The organism is Nocardia vermiculata NBRC 100427, assembly GCF_001613265.1.
In the GTDB taxonomy this organism is placed as follows: Bacteria; Actinomycetota; Actinomycetes; order Mycobacteriales; family Mycobacteriaceae; genus Nocardia; species Nocardia vermiculata.
On record NZ_BDCA01000014.1, the window covers coordinates 163,313 to 185,519 of the forward strand.

The window sequence follows — 22,207 nt, forward strand, 5'->3', positions numbered from 1 at the left end:
AACCAGGTTCTTTCGAGGTTACCGGCGTACTCACCGCCGAACGGGCGACGTGTTCCGATCGTGCGCGGTGCGAGTCCGCATCGATATCGGCCCCCTGACCCGAACGCCCCCTGACACATCACAAAGCCGGCGCGCGCGGCACTGTGTTCGGAGCTCGAGTCCACACTGAAACCTGTTTTTGTTACCCGCCGGTACGTAGCTTCGAACCTGCACCGATGCAAAGGAGCGCGGACATGAACCTCCCCGACACAGTCACCGAAGCACCGACGCGGCGCATCACCGTCTACTTCGACGGCCCCGACCCCAACGGCGAACTGATACTCGAATACGCCGCGACGCGGGCCGAGGCGTGGGAGTTCGCGGCCGCGGCCGTCCACTCCGGCCTCGCCGTCACCGTGGACAGCAAGGTTCGCCCCGGACTGCGTCCGCTCCCCTGCCGGCGATTATGGTCGTGACAAGCTGGAAATCCGGGCGATCATTGTGAACGATCACAACAACCTGCCGGATCTCTTCGATCCCCGCACAAACCGTCACCGAATCCGCGTCGGGTAGCGGTCGGCCATTTACCGTTAATCGCCGAAACATTAATTTGGGCGCGGAAGGAGTCAGTGATGACCGTGGACAACTCGAGCCCCACCGGCCTGATGTGGTCGGGGCGGCCGATCTCCTCCCCGCTCAAAGACGTCTGGACGCTCTCCCGCCACATGGTCGGCCATTTCGTCGAAAATGTCGCACCCTGCGGGACCCTGCCCGGCGATGCCATCCACGGCGACATCACCACCATCACCCGCACCTGCCTCGAACTCGCCATCAGCCTGCTCGACGGCCGCGACATCCCGGAGAAGACCGAACGCCTCAAAGATGCGGCCGCCGGGTGGGCTCGGGAAGGCGTTCCCATCGACACCATTCACCACGCCATCCACGAAGGCTTCAAAATCGGCTTCGACCTCGTCATCACCAATACCAACAGCAACGCCCAACCCACCCACGCCGACTACGCCGATCTCATCAGCGGCGCCAAACTCCTCGTGGAGATACTCGACACGATGACCACCGCGGTGTCGAGCGCCTACGTCCGCGAACTGCGCACCGTCGTCTCCGAACACCACAACGCGGTGCACACCCTCACCAGCGCTCTCCTCGCCGGTCACCCCACCTCCACCATGGCCCGGGAATGCGGCATCGAGATCGCCGACAGCTATCACATCGTCGCTCTGCACATCCCGCCCCATCCGGATCAGGCGAATCCCCATCTCGACCCCACCATCGTCGCGCGCCGCAAACTCCGGCGCATCCAAGCCGCCCTGGCCACGCACACCCACAGCACCACCCTGCATCTGCTGTCCACCGACGGCGGCACCCTACTCATCCCCACCACCCGCACCACCACCGCCGATCTCGACGCCCTCACCACGCGACTCTCACACGCCGCACGCGTGCCCATCACCGCCACCACCACGACCGCCACCGCCCACACCATCCCGACCGCGACCGATCAGACCCATCAACTGCTCGATATGGTCACCCGCCTGCGCACCGCCCCCGGGCTCTACCGCTTCGACGACCTCGCCCTCGAATACCAGCTCACCCGCCCGGGGCCCGGACGCAACCATCTCGCCACGCTGCTGGACCCCCTCGATCACCACCCCGAGCTCCTGACCACCCTGCAGACCCACATCAGCAACAACCTCAACCGCCAGCGCACCGCCCGGCACCTGCATGTACACACCAACACCGTGGACTACCGCCTCAAACGCATCGCGCAACTCACCGGACTCGACCCCACCCACTCCACCGGCCTGTGGCAACTACGCAGCGCGCTCATCGCCCGCACCTATATCGCCTGAAAGAACACCTGAAAGAACACTTACGAAACCGGCACCCGAATACCTGAGATCGCTTGCCAGAACTGGTAATTGGGGGTAACTCTTCCAGAGTGACAGTTGATCGGGCGCAGACCTCGGCGCACCGGCGCAGCTGGGAACAACTACCGTCGGCGACCCGCGCGGCGGTCGAAGCGGTGACCGGTCCGGTCGTCCGTGCCGATTCCGTGATCGCCGGATTCAGCAGCCAACTCGCCACGGTGATCGAGACCGCCCACGGGCGGATCTTCATCAAGGGTGTGCGACAACGCGATCCGGAGGTGTGGACCCAGCACCGTGAAGCCGCGCTGGCCCGTCATGTCACGCCGGTGGGCCCGCGACTGCGCTGGCAGCTCGCGGCCGGCGGCTGGGATCTGCTCGGTTTCGAATTCATCGCAGGTCATTTCGCCGACTACCGGATCGATTCCGACCTGGCTGCCACCGCCGAGGCCATGACCGCGCTGGGCCGGCTGCACTGCCCGGCAGAGGTCGAACTCAAAGATGCCGAGGTTCGCTGGGGCGCCTATCTGGACGAGGACGCAGCCGTCGCGACCTTCGGCGGCACCGCCCTGCTGCACACCGATTGGAACTACAGCAACGTCCTCGTCGACGATGTCACCGGCACCGACGCCCGGTTGGTCGACTGGCCGTGGGCGACCAGAGGAGCCCCATGGATCGATCCCGGCTGCTGGATCGTCTGGCTGATCTTCGCCGGGCACGCCCCGGCCGTTGCCGAGCAGTGGGCGCAGCGGGTGCCGGCCTGGCATGCCGCCTCCGCGCGCGACCTACGTCTGTTCTCCGGTGCGCTGGCGGCCGAATGGACTGGCACCGCACATCGCCGGCCCAACATCTGGACGTGCGGACTACGCGATGCGGCGCGCCGATGGGCCGAGTACCGGGGCGCTGCGAGCTAGCTCCGGCCGGCGTCCGCCGCAGCGATCAGTCCGTCGAGGCGACTCGCGGGAATCTGCCGGGCAGCATTGGATACCGCGGTGATCATGGCGCTGCCGAAGGACCCGTGCCGGTCGAACAACGTGGCAGTGCCGGCCGCGATCCCGTCGTGACTCAGGTGGTTGTCGGCCTCCACGCCGATGCCGCCGCTCTCGGGCATCCGCACCAGTGCCAGGGTCAGGTCGGTATTGATGAAGCCGACCCCTCGGCTGGACCAGTTGGTCACCATACTGGTCTGCTCCGCGGCCAGCGCGGCGAGCACGAACGGCGACGGGCGCTCGCCGTTCACCACGTTCACCGGATGCTGCCAGCTGCGTTTGCGGCTGCCGTTCTCGTGTTCCGACGGCATCCGGGACCAGTCCGCCGAGCTGTCGCTGTGCCACAACGGCGCGTCCGGTCCGTCGATCACCGGCGCGATCTCGAGCGAGGGCGGCACCGGCTGCACGCCGCGAGTCCAGATATCGCCCGGAGGTTGCTCGGACGGCTGCAGCAGAACTGCCGAAGCGCGCGCTGCGGGTTCGCCGTCCTGCATCACGATCGCATCGGCCAGCCGGATACGCCTGCCGTTGCGCACGCGGGTGGTCGCGACGTTCAGCGGCCGCATCCGGGCCGGTTTGAACAGATCGACCGTCAGGCGTACGGGGACGAACCCGTCGGTGGCGTGCTCGGTGTCCAGCGCACGGGCCAGCAGACCGCACAGCGCCGGGCCGACCACCTGCTCGGCCGACCACTGGCTGGCAGCCATCCGGTTCGGCGTGAAGCCGGCACCGTCGGCCGCGAAATATCCGTGCGAGCTGTCCACTGTGCGCCTGTCTCCTCGGGTCGCGGACCGTGCCCGCAACCGATCCTGCTGGTCATGGGAGATATAGCACGGCTACGAGACCGTGTTCCACGTCGGGTCGCGCCGGATGGTGCACGGGTCGCCGCGCCGACTCCGGTTCCGGTGACGGACGGCGAGTCGCATATGCCCGGGTAGCGACCAGATTTTTTTCGTGTCCGAACCGCCCGTCCGGTCTACACGGGAACTGTGCAGCAAGTCACCGTCGGACGACCGGTACGGCGCCGCCTCCGATATCTGTGCCGCTATCGCGGGCGGGGCTCGCGCCCCCCTGGTGCGGCCCTGTCGGACACCGGCCGAGCCAGGGTCGACAGCAACCCGTCAGCACCCGAAATCCTTGCTCTGACCGGGCTTTCGATGTTGCAGATGTGCTTGCAAATGATCGCGACGCCGCCCTAGACTTCGAGCTGCAAGGCAAGGCAGGGGACTACCCGTGAGCCGCAGGATGAGCCGGAAGGCATTGCGCCGGAGGGGCATGTGCGGCCTGGCGTCAGGGGCGTTCGGATGAACCAGCGAAGCGGTCTCGACCGGCTCGGAGTTATGGACCGGAATCGGTCCGCACATCACATTTTCTCGCGGGAAACCGCGACGTGTTTCGTCATCGATGCGGTCGAGTCCACCGGCGCGGCCACACGAGACGATTTCGATATCGATCGCATCGTCACCACCGCGCATGCTCTGGTGAACGATTGGGATTTCGACACGATGCAGCCGGAGACCTTCTGGCGTATCGCCTCGAGTTGTATCAGGGAATAAAGTGACAACAGCAGTGGCCGCCGACCTATAGGTCGGCGGCCACTGCTGTTTCCGGGCTTTGCTACTGTCTTCCGCCCTGGGCACCTATCCGGCCTGCTGCGCCTCAGTCCACTTCGGGCAGGTCAGCCGCTGCCTTCTTCATCATCTCGCGCGAACGCTCCGGCGGTTCGGCCTGCACACTGAGCCGATCCATTACCTGCCGGTACAACTCCAGATCCTGCTGGCGGTCCAAATACAATGCGCTGGTGAGTTGTTCGAGATAGACGATATCGGGCAGTTCGGCCTCGGCGAAACGCAGCATGGTGAACGAGCTACCGGCCGCCGCATGACCGCCGGCCGCGTACGGCAGGACCTGGATGGTCACGTTCGGCCGGTTGGACACATCCACCAGATGGTCGAGCTGGGCGCGCAGCACCTGCTCGCCACCGACGGGCCGATGCAGGACGGCCTCGTCCACGACCGCCCACAGCGTCGGCGCACCGGGACGGTCGAGAATCTCCTGACGCTTCTTACGCAACTCGACGCGACGCGCGGCCTCTGCGTTCTCATGACCGAGCGCCACGACCGAACGGGTGTACTCCTCGGTCTGCAGCAGCCCCGGCACCAACTGTCCCTCGAAGGTACGGATGGATTTCGAGGCATGCTCCAGGCCCAGGTAGGTCTCGAACCATTGGGGCAGCAGGTCGTTGTAGCTGTGCCACCACCCCGGCTGGTTCGCCTTGCTCACCAGATCGAGGAAGATCTCGCGCTCTTCCTCGTCGTGCACGCCGTAGAGGGTCAGCAGATCGCGGATATCGCGCACCTTGAAACCGGTGCGCCCCAGCTCGAGTCGGCTGATCTTCGCGTGGGAACCACGAATGTGCTCACCAGCCTGCTCGCGGGTGATATTGGCCGCTTCCCGTAGTTTGCGAAGCTGGCCGCCCACCGCAATCCGAAGGGCCGTCGGACCGCGTTCAGCGACAAGCGAATCCACACGGCCGATCCTGACGGGCTCTGCCATCATGAGGTCTACTCCGATGCTCGACGATCACCGGCAGTGAGGGTACCAAGCATCGAGAGCAGCTGGCCGAACATCAGAAAACACTGCCCCTTCGCGCACCGACACCGCGCCGAGTGCCATGCTACCGCCGATCACGCCAGATCGTCGAACTCTCCGCTCTTCGCGCCGCGGAGAAAGGCGTCGATTTCCGGGCGGGTGTAGACCAGCACCCCACCTTCAGGGTCCCGCGAGTTGCGAACCGCGACCAGGCCATTGGACAAATCGGCCAATTCGACGCAGTTTCCGCTCGGATTACTGAACGTGCTCTTGCGCCACGGGGCATCGGAGAGATGGCCGGCAGTGGTGGCAATGGAATCGGTCATGGCTGTCTCCAGGTTTCGTGCTGGCCGAGCCGGGCAGCGTTGTCCGCACTCGGCGTTCCGGATGAGCGATCGGCGACACCGACGGCAACGCCTTAGCTCTTGCATATGTTCGAGCAAATGCACTTGCATTTGAAACCGCGATTTGAACGATAGCACGCCGACAGGCTCGGATCGAGTGCTCTGAAAAATTGGAAAAAACAAGGGCGACAAGGCGTTTTCCATTGACCTGTCATCTATTGCCGACCCCTCGAGCAGCAGATTCACAGAGTCCGACCAGTCGGTTTTCTACCTCGCTCCGCAGCGGCCGCAACATCGGCCACTCGCCAAGCCACACAACGATTCCCACCCCACGCGGCAGTCCATCCGACTGTGCAGATGTACTTGCATTTGTTTCTTGCAGCGCCGTAGACTCGGCCCACGCTTCCGCACTCACCCGCAACGGTCGAAGGCATCCCATGAACCAACTGCTTCAGCATTCCGGTACATGCGATCACGGCATTTCCCAGCATCGGCCGACCGGCGCCGATCCGGTCGGCGACTGCGCCACCGAACCTCGGGAACTGACTCACCCCCGCGCTCGCGCCATCCTGCACGCACACGATCGACACCTGGGTTGTCGGCAGTGGATCGCCGCGGCCGCCTATCTCTCCGCCGGCCTGGACGACGAGTAGCCGCACCGCAATCGCCGGCACGCGACCGTCAAGGCTGCTGAACGGCCCGCAACCGGTGCGGTGCGGATCGACCGGCCGAGCACGGGCGAAACTAGGGTAGGTCCGTGGCCGGCAGACGAACCGATACCCGAGACCGGATTCGTTCGGTGGCGATGGAACTCTTCTCCGCGCACGGTTACGAGCACACGTCGATCCGCGAGATCGCCGATCGACTCTCGATCACCAAAGCCGCGGTGTACTACCACTTCCGGTCCAAGGAAGACATCGTCGTCAGCCTGGCCGAAGATATGCGGCGTGGTGTCGACGAACTACTGGACTGGGCACAGCACCGCCCGCCGGGCAAGGACACCGGGCGCGAAATTCTGCGCCGCTACGGCGAGATACTGCATCACACCGGCCGGGAGATGACCCGGTTCATGTACGAGAACCAGCCCGCGTTCCGCCGGATGGGGGTCGGTTCCGCGTTGCGTTACCAGTTCCGGGCGGTCGCCGAGGCGATGACCGCGCCCGACCACGAGCCACTGGCGGTCTTCCATGCCCGCCAGGCCCTGCTGGCGATCTCCTGGAGTACCGCGATGATGGGCGATGTCGACCTGACCGATGCGCAGTGCCACCGGGCCGCGGTCGACATCGCCCTGGCGATCTACGACCGGACCTGAGGCGCACCGCGGCGCACGAGCCGGTTCACGATCGGATATCCGGCACACACCACGATGCCCCACGCCACACCGACGATCACCGCGGTGCGGCCGCTGTCGGTCCAGAACAACAACACCAGCACCAGGCCGAGGAAGGCCAGGGCCAGCACGGAGGTCACCGGAGCACCCGGCAGGCGGTAGTCGCTGGCCGGCAACTCGCCCCGACGGACGCGGGCGCGATAGAACATATGGCAGACCAGGATCATGCCCCAGACGAAGATGATGCCGACGGTGGACACCGAGGTGATGTAGGCGAATGCCTTGTCCGGCGAGATCACGTTGACGATCACGCCGATCACCATGACCGCCGCGGACAACACGATGCCGGGCAACGGCACCCGGCGAGTACTGAGCCCGCCCAACGCCGCAGGCGCCTCACCGCGCAGCGACAGGCTGCGGACCATCCGGCCGGTGGAATAGATGCCGGAGTTGCACGACGACAACGCCGCGGTCAGCAGCACGAAGTTGATGATGCCGGCCGCACCCGGAATACCGATCTGCTCGAACACCTCCACGAACGGGCTACGCCCGGAGTGGAACACCGTCCAGCTCGACACCGACATGATGACGATCAGTGCGCCGACATAGAACAGGCCGATGCGCAGCGGCAGCGAGTTGATCGCACGGCGCAGGGTCCGGCGCGGATCGCGCGCCTCACCTGCGGTCACACCCACCAGTTCCACGCCCACATAGGCGAACAGCACGATCTGCAAGGCCAAGAGCGCCTGGCCGAACCCGTTCGGGAAGACTCCGCCCTCGTCCCAGAGATTGGTCACCGTGGGATCGGGTGCATGCCCGAATCCGATGACGAGCACGCCGATTCCGATCACGATCATGGCGATGATCGCCGTCACCTTGATAATGGAGAACCAGAATTCTCCCTCACCGAACAGCTTCACCGAGATCAGGTTCGCCCCGAAGAGCACGCCGAGCACGACCAGCGCTGTCATCCATTCCGGCACCGCGAACCAGTACTTGACATATTTGCCGGCGACAGTGATCTCGGCCATGCAGGTCGCCACCCACACCGCCCAATACGTCCAGCTGGTGGCGAATCCGGCGAAGCGGCCGAGGAATTCGTTCGCGTACTCGCCGAAACTGCCGGACACCGGCCGGTAGGTGAGTAACTCCCCCAGCGCCCGCATGACTACGAAGATCACCAGACCGGCAACCAGATAACAGAGAATCAGCGCCGGGCCCGCCTGCTCGATGGCGCCACCCGCTCCGTAGAACAGGCCGGTACCGATCGCGCCGCCGATGGCGATCATCTGGATGGTGCGGGGATTGAGGCCGCGTTCGTAGCCTTCTTCACCCTCGGACACCAGCGCGGTAGCGCTCGGCGCCTCGGGTTTCCGGTCGGTCGTCATATCGGAGCACCGTACCGCGTGCGCTCGGTAGCGCGACCGGAGCGAGCTCCGGGTGAACTACCTCACAGCACTTGCGGGCTTTTACTTGTATGCACACAATCATTGTGTGCATACAAGCATCTCCGGGATGAGCCCGCGGCGCAAGACCATCGTGCTGGTGACCTGCTGTCTGAGCCTGTTCATCTCGTCGATGGATGCGACCATCGTCAATGTCGCGATTCCGTCCATCCGGACCGACCTGGGCGCTTCCCTGTCCCGATTGCAGTGGATCGTCGACATCTACACGCTCACCCTGGCCAGCCTGCTGATGCTGTCCGGTGCCACCGCCGACCGGTTCGGCCGCAAACGAATGTTCCGCATCGGGCTGACCGTGTTCGCGCTCGGCTCCCTACTGTGCAGCCTCGCACCCACCGTGGACCTGCTGATCGGGGCACGGTTCGTCCAGGCGGTCGGTGGATCGATGCTGAACCCGATTGCGATGTCGATCATCACCACGGTGTTCACCGGCCGGGTGGAACGAGCGCGGGCAGTCGGTATCTGGGGTGCTGTCGTCGGCATCTCCACCGCCCTGGGCCCGATGATCGGCGGCGGGCTCATCGACGTGCTCGGCTGGCAGTCGGTGTTCTGGATCAATCTGCCCATCTGCGTGGTCGCGCTGGCACTGACCACGATCTTCGTCCCCGAATCGAAGTCGCGCACCGCGCGCGGTATCGATCCGCTGGGCCAGGTGCTGGCCGTCGCGGTGATGTTCACGCTGGTCTTCGGGCTCATCGAACGCCGGCCGGAGATTCTCGCCGCGACCGTTGTCGCCCTCGTCGCATTCGTGTACGCCGAACGGCGGCACCGATCGCCGTTCATCGATCTGCGGTTCTTCCGCAGCGTGCCGTTCTCCGCCGCGACGCTGACCGCGGTGTGCGCATTCATCGGGCTCGGTGCATTCTTGTTCAGTGCCTCGATCTATCTCCAAGGGGTACGGCACTATTCAGCCGTGCACACCGGTCTGCTGTATTTGCCGATGGCGCTGGCCATGTTGATCTGCTCCCCGCTGTCGGGCCGGCTGGTGGGCCGCCACGGCACCCGGCCGTCACTGGTGGCCGCCGGCATTCTGATGACCGTCGCCGCGGGGCTGCTCACCACGTTGCGTCCGGATACGCCGGTCTGGCAGCTGGCGATCATGTTCGCGATCTTCGGCGCCGGTTTCGGAACGGTGAACGCGCCCATCACCACCGCGGCGGTCAGCGGGATGCCGCTCGATCGTGCCGGTGCCGCCTCGGCTGTCGCCTCCACCAGCCGCCAGATCGGCGTCAGCATCGGGGTGGCGCTGTGTGGTCTGCTCACGGGCGCCGGGCTGTGGTGGGTGATCGCCGGGTTCGCGGCGACCGTCGTGGTCCTGGGCGTACTGGCCAACACCGGATGGGCGCTGCGCTCCCGGGACAGCATCGCTCCTCTGCTCGAGGACAAGGTGTCGGCTCGTGTCCGGTGACGAACTCCCGCCCGGAGCTCCCGCTTCCCCCGACGAGGTGTGGCGGCTGCTGACCGGCGTGGTCACCGACTCGCGCGATGTCTGGAAACGCGCTGTCGTCGAACGAACGGGCATGCCTTTCAGCAGGATTCGCATCCTGCGCAGGCTGCTGCCCGAGCCGTTGCCGCTCAAGGCGCTGGCCCGGGCGGCCGCCATGGACGCACCGGCGACCACGGTCGTGGTGAACGATCTGGAAGCACGCGGCCTGGTCTCGCGCGAGATCGCCCCCGAGGATCGGCGCTGCAAACTGGTGACCATCACCACGGCCGGGCGCGAAGTGCTGGAGCTGGCGATGTCCACCCCGGATCCGCCGCCGCCCGGACTGGCCGACCTGCCACCGCACCAGTTGCGGACCCTGCGCGACCTGCTGCGCCTGCTCTAGGCTCAACCACGTGGCCGAAGAGACAACACCGGAGTGGGCGGACCGTCTGTCGTCGGGTTTCGAGCTCGGCACCGACGGCCCCCGCGTGATCATGGTCGGTATCGACGGGTCGGACGCCTCCTGGCGTGCGACCTCCTACGCCGCCGGTATGGCACGCCGCCAGAACGCGCTGCTGGCAATGATTTACGTGCAACCGTTGCTGACCATGGCGGGGGCCTACGGTGTCGATGTGCAGGGAACCACCGCGGAAGTCGCCGAGGATCTGGCACGCGAGGTGCGAGAGCACGCGGAAAAGGTCAAGGACGTATACCGCGCACGCTGGAAGTTCATCACGCGCCGGGGCGATCCGTACACCGTGCTCGCCGAGGCCGCCGACGAACTCAAGGCCGATGCGGTGGTGGTCGGTGCCTCGGAGAAGGCCGGGCATCGAATTGTCGGGTCCGTCGCGGTGCGCCTGGTGAAAGCCGGGCGCTGGCCGGTTACTGTCGTGCCCTGAGGCCCGTCGGTGTCCCTGGTGATTGGGACGCGGCATCGAGGGAACCCGCCGGAACGAAACCGTTGAGGAAAGGGTTGTCACATGTTGATTCGCCGCCTTGCCCGCCCGCTGCTGGCATCGGTTTTCGTCGTCGACGGCGTCGATACCCTGATGCATCCCGAAACCCGGACCCAGGCTGCCGGCGCTCTGGTGTCCACCGGCGAGCAGCGGCTGCCGGACTCGGTGTCGGCCAAGCTGCCCGCAGATCCCGCGAAGGTGATCAGGATCAACGCCGCGGTGCGGGTCGGTGCCGGGACACTGCTGGCACTGGGCCGGATGCCGCGGTTGTCGTCACTGGCACTGGCGGCGAGCGTCGTTCCGGCCGCGGTCACCGAGCAGGATTTCTGGAACGAATCCGATGCCCAGCAGCGAGCCGCGAAACGGACCGCGTTCCTGAAGGACGTGGGCCTGCTCGGCGGTCTGCTGATCGCCTCCGTCGATACCGAGGGCAAACCGTCGCTGCGCCGGCGCGGCCGCCGCGCCGCCAAGGAGGCCGCCGCCGCGCTGCCGTTCACGGTCACCGCCGCGGACAAGACCGCGGATTCGGTGCGCAACCGCATGCAACTGCAGGCGGTGCGGGGTCGCGAACTCGCCGCGACAGCCGCTGGTAGAGGGGCCGATCTGGCCACGGTGGCGCAGGCACGTGGCGGTGAGCTCGCCGAGACGGCCCGCGAGCACGGCGGAGAATGGGCCGAAACCGCACGTCGGCGGGGCAGCGAGCTGGCCGGGACCGCACTCGAGCATCGGGGCGAGTGGGCCGAGACGGCCAAGAAACGCAGCGCCGGACTGGCCGAAGCCGCGCGCGAACATGCCGGGGACTGGGCCGAAGTCGCCAAGCGCAGGGGTGCGGAGCTGGCCGGGGCCGCCGGCGACCATCGCGGAGACTGGGCCGATGTGGCCAGGCACCGCGGCGCCGAATTGGTGGGTGCGGCCCGCGAACACGGCGCCGAGCTGGCCGATGCCGCGCGTGAGCACGGGGGCGAGCTGGCCACCACCGCACGCAAGCGCGGTCCGGTGGTGGCTCGTCAGGCCCGTCAGCGCGCCGAGAAGGCAGCCGAGACCACCCGCGAACGGATCGAGAAGAGCCGTAACGGCAGGTGAGGCGCCCGGCGTCGCTCTCGTCGCGGCGACCGAGCGCGTGCTCATCCGCCGGTGAGGAAGTTGCCGAGTTCCTTCGCGACGACCGCCGGCTGGTCGAGCATCGACAGGACGTACGCGTCGTCGATCTCGACCAGTCGCGCATCGGGTAGTAGGTGCGCCAGCCGCCGACCGTGCTCGCGCGGCATCGTCCGGCCGGCGGACGACCACAACACCAGCGACCGGCCCGTGAAATTCCGGAGCTGCTCGGTATCCGCGACGAGCTGCCGCTTCGCCGGTAGCTTCCGGCCGTACTTGCGGGCGTCGCGGCCGATGGCCGGGTTGCGCAACGCCGGCTCGGTCCAGGAGTTCATCATGTCGTCGGGCACCGGAAAGCGGGCCATCCGGCCGTAGACGAACGGGGCCCGCCGCAGCGCCGGGATCCGCAACTGACGCAGCACGATCGGCAAGGCTCCCGGGACACGTAGCGCTACGACGGCCAATTTCCCCGGCAGACCGGGCGGGAAATTGTCGAAGGCCTCGCACGGGAACACGACGAGTTGCGCGACGCGCTCGTCGAGCCCGTAGGCGGTCAGGAACAACCCGCCGCCCCAGTCCGCGTGCACCAGAGTGACCTCACGCAGCTCCAGCGCGGCCAGGAAGTCCGCGATCACCACATTCATTCCGTGCATATCGAGTTCGGCATCGGGACGCATCGGCTCCGGATGCGAGCCCAGCGGGAGGATCGGGCGCAGGTACCGGAAACCGGCGGGCAGCAGCGGCAGGACTCGATCCCACACGGTGTTGTCCATCAGCAATCCGTGCAACAGGACCACCGGTGGCCCTTCCCCGTGCTCCGCGTAGTGAATCGGTCCGGCCGGGACCTCGACTACCGGCATGTCAGACCACCTCCGTTGGGCGCGACCGTCGTGGATAATTACCTGACCAGCTCTAGAACGATCACTCTAGAGCGCATGTTCTAGTATGGGAACATGTCCGAGACCGTGTCAACCCCGACCGCGGAACGCATCGTCACCGCGACCGCGGAACTCATGCGGCGCCAGGGATACGGCGCCACCGGCGTCAAACAGATCACTGCGGCTGCGCAGGCCCCGATCGGGTCGCTCTACCACCACTTTCCGCAGGGCAAGCAGCAGATCGCCGCCGCCGCACTGCGTACCAGCGGCGCCGCCTACATCCAGTTGCTGCCGCTGCTGATGGATCCGTACCCGGATTTGCACGAGGCGGTGGTCGGCGCATTCACCGCCGCGGCTCAGCAGATCGAGGAATCCGGGTGGATCAACATGTGCCCCGTGGGCACGGTGGCGGGCGAGATCGCCGACAGCGAGCCCGAGCTACGCGCCGTGACCGCCGAGGTGATCGACTCCTGGATCGAGCAGGGCAGCACCTACTTCCGGACCCGCGGACTCGCCCCCGCCGCGGCCCGCGCCTTCGTGATCGCGGTAGTGGGTGCTCTCGAGGGCGCGTTCATCCTCAGCCGCACACTGCGTTCGACCGAACCGCTGATCGATGCCGGGCACGCGATGGCCGCATACCTGGACACCCTCACCGGCACGAGACAGCCCTGAGATTCGGCACCGCCTTCGACAAGACCCGGCGACTCAGCCCACCGAGAATTCGGCCGAACCGGTGAACGCTGTGGTCGCGGCCCCGTCGCGCCGGTTGCCGGTGTAGCTGACCCGGTAGCGACCGCCGGCCGTGCCGTCCGGGACGGTCCAGTGCACGGCGATCACCGAGGCGGCGTCCTGGCCCGGCGGGCGCGACCAGTGCAGTTCCGTGCACCAGTCGTTGTCGTCGAACACCGTGCGCCACTGCGCGCCCGTGGCCTGCTGTACCTCGAAATATGTTCCACCGGTGTGCAGATCGTTGTTGGGATGGGCACCGCAGAATTCCACCGAAACGGTCTCCCCGGCACTGTAGTGCGGTTTCGGTGCGGTGAGCACGTCACCGAAGTTCCGTCCGGCCACCGGCAGATCGGCCGGCACCGGGGCGAGCAGGTTCGGCTGCAGTCCGGTGGTCCAGTCGAGCGGGGCGGGGCCGCGACCGAGATCGGTGCGCGTGGCCACGGCTCGCGCCAGCCGGTCGAATTCCTGCACGTAGGCAGGCAGCGTCCAGCGCCCGAACAGTGTTTCGCCGCCTTCGTACTGCTGGGAGGCGTACTCCTCGGGCGTGGTCACATAGCCGCTGTACCCGTTCGCGTAGCCCTGCAGCAGCACGTTCTCCAGTGGTACCGACAGCGCATGCGAGACGACCCGGCGAATACGCAGACCCGAGACCACCGTGTACTCGGCCGGCCCCGAGGCCAGGATCAGGTCACCGATTCGCAGGATCTGAATGGGGACCGTCTGTGGCACCCACGGCCGCGGCGGCAGGATGCCCAGCGGTGCCACGATGAGTTTCGGCGCCTGCGCATCTCGCATCCACTGCTCGATCGGGCCGTCGAGACCACCGAGCGCCGCGACCACCGGATTGGCATCACCCTCCTGCAGGAACGACAGCTGACTCTTCCAGTTGTCCTCCGAACTGGTCGCGGCCGCGGCACTGCCCATCATCGCCGGAGCGGTGCGCGCGGGCTTGCCGTCGGGGGTGTAGGCGCCGTCGATCGCGGTGTCGGCCAGGTTCAGATAGTGCAGAGCGGCGTCCACTCCCCCGCTGCGCATCGGCCGCGCCGCATCGAATGCTGCCCGGCCGGCTCGATATTGACGCTCGCCGACCAGTGCGCAGTTGGCCCGGTTGTCCTCGGTCGGGCCGGAAGGATGCCAGCGGGTCAGCCCCATATTGGGAGTCATATCGCCGGCGTTGGTCTGCGCGAAGGCCGCGACGAATCCTGCCCGGCCACTGCCTGCACGCACGCCCATCTCGTCGTGTTCCCAGCGGTAGCTCGCATAACCCTTGTTGTCGGCCGAGATGAGGGTGTTGGCGTCGGTGAGGGAGGTGCCGTGGGTGGCGAACCAGGTGATCGCGCCGATATCCGTGCCGCCCTGCCGCAGACGCAACACGGTGACCTGCGGATCGATCGCGTTCGGGAAATGCGCCTTGTCGTCGGGTGGGTTGAGGTCGAAGGCGGTGCGCGACCGGTTGGCCGAGGCGTCGTGCAGTTCACCGTGTCCGAGCGATATCGTTCCGGGCGCGAGATTCTCGTGTGCGGCCGCCAGGGCGGCGACGATCCCCTCGACCTCGGCATCGTGCGAATTGCTCTGAAATCCGTAGGCGGCCAGCGAATACGCGTACTCCCGTGCGGTGCCGCCGCAGGAATTGTGATTGTGGGTGGCGTTCACGTTGACGTTGCGTTCGGTGTACAGCGAGCCGAAACGCTGTGCCAATTGCTGCATCACCGCCAGATGCACCGATTGGAACAGGCAGGCGATATCGGCGCTGACGAAGGCCACACGATCACCGGTGAGCTGATCGACCACGATGTAGGCCCGGGCCCAGGTACGCATCAGTAGGCCGGTCGCCACCTGGTCGAGCTCGGAGTAACCCATCATGCCCTGCCCGGCGACGGCACCGGTGACATCGGCCATCCCCGCGCCGACCAGGTATCCCGCCGAGTTCCCGGTGCTGTGCACGGGCGCGGCCCCGACCGCGCCGACGCCGGTCGACGCCTGGGTCGCCACCGCGGCGGCCACGGTACCGGCCAGCATCGATCGCCGGGTAAAAGTCACTGCTCGCCCCTTCGGTTCCGGCCGCGCACCCTCCGGCCTTCTGGTCACATTGTGCAGACCGGACCCTACTGGTCAACCGTCCAGTAATCTAGACCCGATTCGGGGATCGCCCGGATATCACTCGATCGTCGCGGTCAGCGGCAGTGCGATCACCGAGGTGCCGACGTGCACGGTGAACGCGCCGGACTCGGTGGCCCAGCCGGAATCGGTCCAGTGCTGGAACGAACGCTGCGGCACCGTGATCCGGACCCGTTGCCGGGATCCTGCCGCGGCGGACACGGTCGCGAAGGCGGCCAGCCACCGCACCGGACGCTCCACCGCACTGCCTTCCCGGGACAGATAGACCTGGACCACCTGCTTGCCCGGTCGCTCACCGATATTGGCCACGGTGACCTCGATATCGTGCCCGTCCACCACGAGATCGCTCAGTTCCCAGACGGTATAGCCGAGCCCGTGCCCGAACGGGTAGGCCGGCTGCGTACCGGCCCGCAACCAGGCCCGGTACCCCAGGTGCACCCCTTCGGTGTAATCGAGCGTGCCGTCGACCGGAATCGTCTCGCGGACAGGGATGTCGGCGAGTTGCTTCGGCCAGGTGGTGGGCAGCCGCCCGCCGGGTTCGACCACACCGGTGAGCACATCGGCCAGGGCGGCGCCGAATTCCTGGCCCGGAAACCAGCTCAGCAGGACCGCGGCGACGTCCTCGCGCCACGGCATCTCCACGGGGGCTCCGGAATTCACCACCACCACGGTGCGCGGATTGGCGGCCGCCACCGCGGCGACGAGTTCGTCCTGGCGGCCCGGAAGTGCGAGTGTGGTTCGATCGCGTCCCTCGCTCTCCTGCTGCTCGGTGGTACCGACCACCACCACGGCCGCGGCGGTCTCCCGCGCGGCGGCCACCGCCGCGGCGAATTCCTCCTCGGGTGCCCGCTGCGGCCGCACGATGCCCAGACCGACCCCGAGGATCATCCCGAGTCCGGCGTCGGCGCCCGCGCCGACACGCACCCGCACCTCGACCTCCTGCCCGGCGGTCAGCTCGTAGTCGACCGAACGGTGCGGTGGATCCAGTAGTGCGGCCACCGGGTCGGTTCCCTCGAAGGCGATCTCGGTGTCGACCTGCGTCCTACCGTCGATATCCAGCTCGCAATGCCCCAGACCGGCGACCCCGATCCGCCACACCCCCGACACGTCGGCACGCAACCGGGCCCGCAGTTCGATCGCCGAGGCCTGCGCCGCATTCGGGTCGCCGAAGAGCACCAGTCGTCCGGAAGTGCGATGCTGGACGTCGAGAACCCGATCACCGTCCAGATAGCGCAGGCACAGGCCCGGGGTTCCGGTGACCGGATCGGTCACCAGTTCCAGCGGCACCGGAATCGGATCGTCACCGAGGCGTACTCCCGGGGTGTGGACCACCGGCAGCACCGCCGACAGTCCCTGCACCGGAGTGACGGTGTGATCGGGCAGCACGGTGGCGCTGCCACCGCCCATGTACCGTGGATCCGCGGCGGCAGCACCGAGTACCGCGATCGGTGTCTCCGCAGCCAAGGGCAGCACACCCTCGTTGTGCACCAGGACCATCGCCGCCGCGGCAGCGCGCCGGACCAGTTCACGCGCGCGCTCGTCGCTCACTTCCGGCACCGGCGGGGTGACCTCCCCCGGCTCCGGCGCGAGGCCACCCACCCGTTGCGCGAAACGCAGTATGCGCCGGACCTTGTCGTCGATCGCGGACTCCGGGACCGCACCGGAGGTGACGGCTTCCTCGAGGGCCGCACCCCACAGCGGCGCCGGTCCGGGCATCGCGAGATCCGTGCCCCGGGCCGCCCCCTCGGTGCTGCGTACCGCGGTCCAGTCCGACACCACCACGCCGTCGAAGCCCCAACTGCCCTTCAACGGTTCGTCCAGCAGCGGCGATTCGGTCATGGTGGTGCCGTCGACGCTGTTGTATGCGGCCATCACCATCCAGGCACCGGCCGCCACGGCACGTTCGAACGGATACAGATACACCTCGTGCAACGCCCGCTCGCCGACGCGGACATCGACGGTGAACCGATCGGTCTCGGAATCGTTGGCGACGTAATGTTTCGGGCAGGCGCCGATGCCGTATGCCTGCACTGCACGCACGTAGGCGACCGCGATCTCCGCGGTGAGCATCGGATCCTCGGAGAAGCATTCGAAATGCCTGCCGCCGAGTGGTGAGCGGTGCAGGTTCACGGTGGGGCCCAGCACCGCGTAGACGTTCTTGCGGCGCGCCTGTGCCGCGATCAGCTCTCCGATCTCGGTGAGCAGCTCGCGATCCCAGGTGGCGGCCAGTGCCGTACCCGAGGGCAGACTCACCGACGGGTCGCGCTCGTCCCAGTTCTCACCACGCACCCCCGAAGACCCGTCCGACAGTGGCATATCGGACAGTCCGATCGCGGGATCACCCGCCATGCGGAACATTCCGGCACCGGAGATGAGCCGTAATCCGGCCGGCAGATCCAGTCGCGTGATCAACTGCTCGGTCCGATCCTGCATCGGTGCCCCGTTTCCGTCTCGACTGCGCATCCGCCACGACGCTACGCCGACACCCCCTGCGCGGCCCCGTATTACCAGGTGCGCGCGTCGGCGGCGAGAACCGCCGTAGAACCGGCCGTGCAGGTGCACCCGGCCCGCTCCGCAGCGGCGATCGGATCATCCGCGCAGCCGCAACCGGACCATCGGCAGGGTGCCGACCGGCGCTCCGGTGGCGCGTTCGATCACCGCGCGCAGATTCTCCCACGCCTTGGGATGTTCCTGGATGTAATGGTCCAGTGCCGCAGCCGATTCCGTCTCGGACATGGCCGTGGCCCCGGCCGGCACGCCACGTCGCAGGCCGACCCAGATCCGCACTGCCGGTTCGGCTTCGATATTGCGATACCACTGCGCACGCGTGCCGAAGCCGGAGACGATGACGTATTCGTCCGCCGCCGGATGGTCGACGACCTCGAGGACCACGTAGCGTGCGGCGCCGCTGGTGCGGCCCCGATGCTGCATCATCAACAGCCGGCCGCCGAACAGGAAGCCCAGGCCGGCGCGGTAGATCAGGATGGGGGCGCGGACCAGCCCACGGGTGCGCAGTGCGCGGGCACCCAGACCGGTCACGGTGTCGGCGAAACTCATGATGTCTCCTTCTGTGAGGGTTCGGCTCCGCACAGCCGCTGCAGCGGGCTCGTCACATCCATCGCGCGCACCTGCGGGTCGATGAGCCGATGCAGCACCAGCCCGTCCAGCGCGGCGACGAGAACGACCGCGGTGGCCTCGGGATCGGTCACCACCGCATCGGTGCGCAGTCCGTCGATCAGAGTCGTGCGGAATTCGGTGAGCACGCGTTCCAGCCCGGCACGCAAGCGTTCGTGCCGGGTCGCGGCCAGCAGGATTTCGGCGAAGATCCGGGTATCGGCATCGGGCTGCGAATATTCACCCACTACCGACAGCAACGCCGTGATGCGGACTCCGCCCGGCCCGGCCGCACCGGGGATCCCGTCGGCGAGGGACCCCATCAATCGCAGCGCCGCATCGATGAGCAGATCGTCGACCGTCCGGAAGTGGTAATGCACCACACCGGGGCGCACCCCTGCCCGTTCCGCGACGAGCCGGGTGGTGACGGCGCTCCAGCCGCGTGCAGCGATCAGATCGGTCGCCGCGTCCATCAGGCGCATGCGGGTGTCTCGTCCCTGCTCAGCAGCGGTCGCCATCCGCATTCCCTTCGTCGGCGCGTGGTTCCGGCCCACCTGTTTGGGCATTCGCCTTGGTCGAATGACCAAACTCTACCCGCTGGGCTCGCGCTGAAACAAGAGGTCGCCAGGTTCACATCCGGTCCATGTGGTTTGGCTGTAGGACCGGCCCGTGTGATAGGGAATTGGCGTGTCATCCCCCTCTTCGTCTCGCCATAGCGTCGTGTCGTCATGCCCGGGGCGGTGACCGATACCGCCACCGACCAGAGCCGCCCGGTCACCTACCGCAAGGACCTGGACGGCCTGCGTGGCCTGGCCATCGCCCTGGTCGTGGTGTTCCATCTGTGGTGCGGCAGAGTGTCCGGCGGAGTCGACATCTTCCTGGTGCTCTCGGGCTACTTCTTCACCGGATCGCTGCTGCGGCGCGCGACCTCGGGTGGCCCGGTAGGTATCGGCACCACGCTGCGGCGCACCGCCCGGCGACTGCTCCCCGCACTCGTCACGGTGCTGGCCGCCGTCGTCGTCGGGACCGTGTTGCTGCGGCCGTATACCCAGTGGAGTGATCTGGCGGGCCAGACGCTCGCCTCACTGCTCTACTACCAGAACTGGCAGCTGGCGACGACCTGGTCGGACTATCTGGCGGCAGACCCGTCGGTGAGTCCGCTGCAACATCTGTGGTCGATGTCGGTGCAGGGCCAGTACTACGTGGCCGCGTTACTGGTGGTAGCCGCGACGGTCTGGATCTGCCGCCGCGCCGGACGCGACAGCGCGATCCGCCCGGCGCTGGCCACCGTGATCGGTGTCGGCATCGTGGCCTCGTTCCTGTACGCCACCCACGGCCTGGCGACCCATCAGGGGTGGAACTACTACGACAGTGCCGCGCGGGCGTGGGAGCTGCTCATCGGCGCCGCGCTGGCGCTGGCCGCGACGGCGCTGCGGGTGCCGCGGCCGGTCCGGGTCGTACTGGCCGCCGCGGGCCTGCTGGTGGTGTTCGTCGGCGGCTGGATCACCGACGGTGCGAGCCAGTTCCCCGGTCCTCCCGCCCTACTGCCGGTGGGTGCCGCCGTCGCGCTGATCGTCGCCGGTGCCGGAGTCTCCGCACAGGAGCAGCCCTGGCTGACCCGAGTCCTGGCCTCCGATCCACTCGTACGCCTCGGCGACATAGCCTATTCGCTGTACCTGTGGCATTGGCCGCTGCTGATCTTCCTACTGTCCGAACGCGGCGGTTCCCATGTGGGGCTGCGCGGTGGCCTGGCCGTTATCGCGGCCTCGATGGTGCTGGCCTATCTCACCCATCGCTACATCGAGGAACCACTGCGCCTGAGCCGGCCGCGACCGTCGGACACCGGACCGGCGTTCGGACCGCGTTATCGACGCACCGCCGGGGTCGCGTTGTCGCTGACCGCGGTGCTGGTCGCCGGCTCGGCCGTCGCCTGGAGCGCGGTGATGCACACCCACCCGCCGCGGGCGGTCGGCGCGCTCGATCCCACGCAGTATCCGGGTGCGGAGGCGCTCGCGTCCGGGGCTCCGGTCCCGCAGGCACGCATGCGTCCGACCGTCTACGAGGCCCCGGCGGAGCTGCCGCCTCCGACGGTCGACGGCTGCATCGCCGACTGGAACAACCGCGACGTGGTCACCTGCACCTACGGTGTGCCCGACGCCGAACGCACCCTCGCCGTGGTCGGCAATTCCCATGCCGAGCACTGGATGCCGGCCCTGCAACAGCTGGCCGAGCAGTACCGCTTCAAGATCCTCGTGCATTTGAAGATGGGTTGTCCGCTCACGTTGGACCCGAACGCCATGTACAAGGGCGAACCGAACGCCGACTGCCGCGACTGGACGCTCGGTGTGCTCGACGTGCTGGGCAAGGAACGCCCCGACTGGGTGTTCACCACCGCGACCCGGCCGATCGACGCCGGCGGCGACGAAACGCCACAGGACTACGTCGATGTCTGGAAGGCGCTGTCCGACGAGGGAATGCGCGTGGTCGCCGTCCGCGACACTCCGTGGCTGCGCCACCACGGCGTGCGGTACAAGGCGGCCGACTGCCTGGCCGAGCGCGGCAACCGGACCAGCTGCGGTATCCGGCGCAGCGATGCGCTGTCGCCGGTGAATCCGGCACTCGCACCGGCAGCGGCGTTCCCGAACATCTTCCCCATCGACCTGACCGACGCCGTATGCGAACCCGACATCTGCCCGGTCGAAGTGGGGAACATTCTCGTCTACCACGATGAGCACCACTTCACCGCGAGCTACTCCCGCTCGCTGGGCCCAGAGCTCGGCCGCCAACTCGGTCCCGTGCTCGAATGGTGGTGAGGATCGACGCGAACGGCGGGCGATCGGCCGACGAGACCGCGCTGGTCACCGCACCGGTCGTCACGGAGCGGGCGCCGACAGTACCCCTTGACCAGATGGAGCCGCCGGTCGCGCAGCAACGGCGCGACCAGTGCGGGGACGTAGCCCGGGTCCGGGTCCTGCAAATCGGAGTCGACGAAGACGACGATGTCGCCCCGCGTCACCGCCAGCGACCGCCACAGCACCTCCCCTTTTCCCCGCCGCACCGGTATCCCCGGAAGCGCCTGCTCCCTCGTGTACACCGCATCGGCACCGGCGGCGACGGCGCGGACGACGGTGTCGTCGGTCGAGCCGGAGTCCACCACGACGAGTTCGTCGACGAGTCCGCCGACCAGGCCCCGAATGGACGCGATCACCCCCGTGACGGTGGCGGATTCGTCTAGCGCCGGCAGCACCACGGAGATGGTTCGATCCCCTTTGCGGCGGATCAGTTCGGGCAGGTCGGGTGACATCGAT

At 67.3% G+C, this 22,207-nt stretch carries 21 protein-coding genes and 1 pseudogene; 12 read left to right on the top strand and 10 right to left on the bottom strand.

Annotated elements, in window-relative coordinates; translation table 11 throughout:
• Nucleotides 1–233: 233 nt before the first annotated feature.
• The 3 genes from NV2_RS16345 to NV2_RS16355 all read left to right on the top strand — a co-directional run bounded on the left by NV2_RS16345 (nucleotide 234) and on the right by NV2_RS16355 (nucleotide 2,776).
• The gene (locus NV2_RS16345; protein WP_245662624.1) at nucleotides 234–455 is read left to right on the top strand and encodes a hypothetical protein; all 222 of its coding nucleotides are present in this window, start codon (nucleotides 234–236) and stop codon (nucleotides 453–455) included.
• Nucleotides 456–611: 156 nt separating this feature from the next.
• Nucleotides 612–1,847 (top strand): PucR family transcriptional regulator, encoded by a 1,236-nt coding sequence (locus NV2_RS16350; protein WP_067874456.1) that lies wholly within the window; start codon nucleotides 612–614, stop codon nucleotides 1,845–1,847.
• 89 nt (nucleotides 1,848–1,936) lie between these two features.
• Entirely contained in the window at nucleotides 1,937–2,776 is an 840-nt protein-coding gene (locus NV2_RS16355; protein ID WP_067874459.1) for a phosphotransferase family protein, read from the top strand.
• On the opposite strand, the gene NV2_RS16360 is transcribed toward NV2_RS16355, so the two are convergent.
• Nucleotides 2,773–3,615 (bottom strand): acyl-CoA thioesterase domain-containing protein, encoded by an 843-nt coding sequence (locus NV2_RS16360; RefSeq protein WP_245662625.1) that lies wholly within the window; start codon nucleotides 3,613–3,615, stop codon nucleotides 2,773–2,775. The two genes, NV2_RS16355 and NV2_RS16360, sit on opposite strands and share 4 nt — an antisense overlap.
• Before the next feature lie 540 nt (nucleotides 3,616–4,155).
• Between NV2_RS16360 and NV2_RS16365 the strand changes: the two genes are divergently transcribed.
• A complete protein-coding gene (locus NV2_RS16365; protein ID WP_084474815.1) occupies nucleotides 4,156–4,407 on the top strand; it encodes a hypothetical protein in 252 nt (83 codons plus the stop codon).
• Between the two features lie 103 nt (nucleotides 4,408–4,510).
• Here NV2_RS16365 and NV2_RS16370 read toward each other — a convergent pair whose 3' ends face one another.
• Together NV2_RS16370 and NV2_RS16375 are read right to left on the bottom strand one after the other, a co-directional pair.
• Nucleotides 4,511–5,410 carry a Sco1979 family transcriptional regulator gene (locus NV2_RS16370; protein WP_067874465.1) on the bottom strand — a complete coding sequence of 300 codons (900 nt, stop codon included), beginning with the start codon at nucleotides 5,408–5,410 and terminating at the stop codon, nucleotides 4,511–4,513.
• Nucleotides 5,411–5,538: 128 nt separating this feature from the next.
• Nucleotides 5,539–5,769, bottom strand: a complete 231-nt coding sequence (locus NV2_RS16375; RefSeq protein WP_067874467.1) for a DUF397 domain-containing protein — start codon at nucleotides 5,767–5,769, stop codon at nucleotides 5,539–5,541.
• Between the two features lie 455 nt (nucleotides 5,770–6,224).
• Between NV2_RS16375 and NV2_RS16380 the strand changes: the two genes are divergently transcribed.
• Nucleotides 6,225–6,440, top strand: a complete 216-nt coding sequence (locus tag NV2_RS16380; RefSeq protein WP_067874470.1) for a hypothetical protein — start codon at nucleotides 6,225–6,227, stop codon at nucleotides 6,438–6,440.
• 104 nt (nucleotides 6,441–6,544) lie between these two features.
• Nucleotides 6,545–7,099, top strand: a complete 555-nt coding sequence (locus tag NV2_RS16385) for a TetR/AcrR family transcriptional regulator (protein WP_067874473.1) — start codon at nucleotides 6,545–6,547, stop codon at nucleotides 7,097–7,099.
• Here NV2_RS16385 and NV2_RS16390 read toward each other — a convergent pair.
• Nucleotides 7,084–8,505: an amino acid permease gene (locus NV2_RS16390; RefSeq protein ID WP_084474818.1), complete on the bottom strand. Its 1,422-nt coding sequence runs from the start codon at nucleotides 8,503–8,505 to the stop codon at nucleotides 7,084–7,086. The genes NV2_RS16385 and NV2_RS16390 overlap by 16 nt on opposite strands.
• 106 nt (nucleotides 8,506–8,611) lie before the next feature.
• On the opposite strand from NV2_RS16390, the gene NV2_RS16395 reads away from it, so the two are divergent.
• The 4 genes from NV2_RS16395 to NV2_RS16410 all read left to right on the top strand — a co-directional run bounded on the left by NV2_RS16395 (nucleotide 8,612) and on the right by NV2_RS16410 (nucleotide 12,045).
• Nucleotides 8,612–9,988 carry an MFS transporter gene (locus NV2_RS16395; protein ID WP_245662626.1) on the top strand — a complete coding sequence of 459 codons (1,377 nt, stop codon included), beginning with the start codon at nucleotides 8,612–8,614 and terminating at the stop codon, nucleotides 9,986–9,988.
• The gene (locus NV2_RS16400; RefSeq protein WP_067874485.1) at nucleotides 9,978–10,409 is read left to right on the top strand and encodes a MarR family winged helix-turn-helix transcriptional regulator; all 432 of its coding nucleotides are present in this window, start codon (nucleotides 9,978–9,980) and stop codon (nucleotides 10,407–10,409) included. Before NV2_RS16395 ends, NV2_RS16400 begins: the two co-directional genes overlap by 11 nt.
• Nucleotides 10,410–10,419: 10 nt before the next feature.
• Nucleotides 10,420–10,905: a universal stress protein gene (locus NV2_RS16405; RefSeq protein ID WP_245662627.1), complete on the top strand. Its 486-nt coding sequence runs from the start codon at nucleotides 10,420–10,422 to the stop codon at nucleotides 10,903–10,905.
• Nucleotides 10,906–10,986: 81 nt separating this feature from the next.
• Nucleotides 10,987–12,045 carry a DoxX family protein gene (locus tag NV2_RS16410; protein WP_067874487.1) on the top strand — a complete coding sequence of 353 codons (1,059 nt, stop codon included), beginning with the start codon at nucleotides 10,987–10,989 and terminating at the stop codon, nucleotides 12,043–12,045.
• Nucleotides 12,046–12,086: 41 nt separating this feature from the next.
• Here NV2_RS16410 and NV2_RS16415 read toward each other — a convergent pair whose 3' ends face one another.
• Complete coding sequence (locus tag NV2_RS16415; RefSeq protein WP_067874490.1) at nucleotides 12,087–12,920, bottom strand: alpha/beta fold hydrolase; 834 nt, start codon at nucleotides 12,918–12,920, stop codon at nucleotides 12,087–12,089.
• Between the two features lie 93 nt (nucleotides 12,921–13,013).
• Between NV2_RS16415 and NV2_RS16420 the strand changes: the two genes are divergently transcribed.
• Nucleotides 13,014–13,610 (top strand): TetR/AcrR family transcriptional regulator, encoded by a 597-nt coding sequence (locus NV2_RS16420; RefSeq protein WP_067874496.1) that lies wholly within the window; start codon nucleotides 13,014–13,016, stop codon nucleotides 13,608–13,610.
• A gap of 33 nt (nucleotides 13,611–13,643) precedes the next feature.
• Here the strand turns inward: NV2_RS16420 and NV2_RS16425 are convergent, their stop codons facing one another.
• The 4 genes from NV2_RS16425 to NV2_RS16440 form a co-directional block, all read right to left on the bottom strand.
• The gene (locus tag NV2_RS16425) at nucleotides 13,644–15,707 is read right to left on the bottom strand and encodes a neutral/alkaline ceramidase (RefSeq protein ID WP_157102929.1); all 2,064 of its coding nucleotides are present in this window, start codon (nucleotides 15,705–15,707) and stop codon (nucleotides 13,644–13,646) included.
• A gap of 117 nt (nucleotides 15,708–15,824) precedes the next feature.
• On the bottom strand, nucleotides 15,825–18,248 hold the full coding sequence (locus tag NV2_RS16430) for a beta-glucosidase (protein ID WP_245662628.1): 2,424 nt from the start codon (nucleotides 18,246–18,248) through the stop codon (nucleotides 15,825–15,827).
• Nucleotides 18,249–18,374: 126 nt separating this feature from the next.
• Nucleotides 18,375–18,842: a nitroreductase family deazaflavin-dependent oxidoreductase gene (locus NV2_RS16435; RefSeq protein WP_067874501.1), complete on the bottom strand. Its 468-nt coding sequence runs from the start codon at nucleotides 18,840–18,842 to the stop codon at nucleotides 18,375–18,377.
• Nucleotides 18,839–19,417 carry a TetR/AcrR family transcriptional regulator gene (locus tag NV2_RS16440; protein WP_067874603.1) on the bottom strand — a complete coding sequence of 193 codons (579 nt, stop codon included), beginning with the start codon at nucleotides 19,415–19,417 and terminating at the stop codon, nucleotides 18,839–18,841. Before NV2_RS16440 ends, NV2_RS16435 begins: the two co-directional genes overlap by 4 nt.
• Before the next feature lie 210 nt (nucleotides 19,418–19,627).
• On the opposite strand from NV2_RS16440, the gene NV2_RS16445 reads away from it, so the two are divergent.
• On the top strand, nucleotides 19,628–21,712 hold the full coding sequence (locus NV2_RS16445) for an acyltransferase family protein (protein WP_067874504.1): 2,085 nt from the start codon (nucleotides 19,628–19,630) through the stop codon (nucleotides 21,710–21,712).
• A 26-nt stretch (nucleotides 21,713–21,738) separates the two neighbouring features.
• Here NV2_RS16445 and NV2_RS16450 read toward each other — a convergent pair.
• Nucleotides 21,739–22,203, bottom strand: a pseudogene (locus NV2_RS16450) (glycosyltransferase); the annotation flags it as partial.
• Between the last annotated feature and the right edge of the window lie 4 nt (nucleotides 22,204–22,207).

Excerpts from the sequence above, each read along its gene's own strand:
- NV2_RS16345 (WP_245662624.1), top strand. The coding sequence starts at position 234 with ATGAACCTCCCCGACACAGTCACCGAAGCACCGACGCGGCGCATCACC.
- NV2_RS16350 (WP_067874456.1), top strand. The coding sequence starts at position 612 with ATGACCGTGGACAACTCGAGCCCCACCGGCCTGATGTGGTCGGGGCGG.
- NV2_RS16365 (WP_084474815.1), top strand. The coding sequence starts at position 4,156 with ATGAACCAGCGAAGCGGTCTCGACCGGCTCGGAGTTATGGACCGGAAT.
- NV2_RS16370 (WP_067874465.1), bottom strand. The coding sequence starts at position 5,410 with ATGATGGCAGAGCCCGTCAGGATCGGCCGTGTGGATTCGCTTGTCGCT.
- NV2_RS16375 (WP_067874467.1), bottom strand. The coding sequence starts at position 5,769 with ATGACCGATTCCATTGCCACCACTGCCGGCCATCTCTCCGATGCCCCG.
- NV2_RS16380 (WP_067874470.1), top strand. The coding sequence starts at position 6,225 with ATGAACCAACTGCTTCAGCATTCCGGTACATGCGATCACGGCATTTCC.
- NV2_RS16390 (WP_084474818.1), bottom strand. The coding sequence starts at position 8,505 with ATGACGACCGACCGGAAACCCGAGGCGCCGAGCGCTACCGCGCTGGTG.
- NV2_RS16410 (WP_067874487.1), top strand. The coding sequence starts at position 10,987 with ATGTTGATTCGCCGCCTTGCCCGCCCGCTGCTGGCATCGGTTTTCGTC.
- NV2_RS16415 (WP_067874490.1), bottom strand. The coding sequence starts at position 12,920 with ATGCCGGTAGTCGAGGTCCCGGCCGGACCGATTCACTACGCGGAGCAC.
- NV2_RS16420 (WP_067874496.1), top strand. The coding sequence starts at position 13,014 with ATGTCCGAGACCGTGTCAACCCCGACCGCGGAACGCATCGTCACCGCG.
- NV2_RS16430 (WP_245662628.1), bottom strand. The coding sequence starts at position 18,248 with ATGCGCAGTCGAGACGGAAACGGGGCACCGATGCAGGATCGGACCGAG.
- NV2_RS16435 (WP_067874501.1), bottom strand. The coding sequence starts at position 18,842 with ATGAGTTTCGCCGACACCGTGACCGGTCTGGGTGCCCGCGCACTGCGC.
- NV2_RS16440 (WP_067874603.1), bottom strand. The coding sequence starts at position 19,417 with ATGGCGACCGCTGCTGAGCAGGGACGAGACACCCGCATGCGCCTGATG.
- NV2_RS16445 (WP_067874504.1), top strand. The coding sequence starts at position 19,628 with ATGCCCGGGGCGGTGACCGATACCGCCACCGACCAGAGCCGCCCGGTC.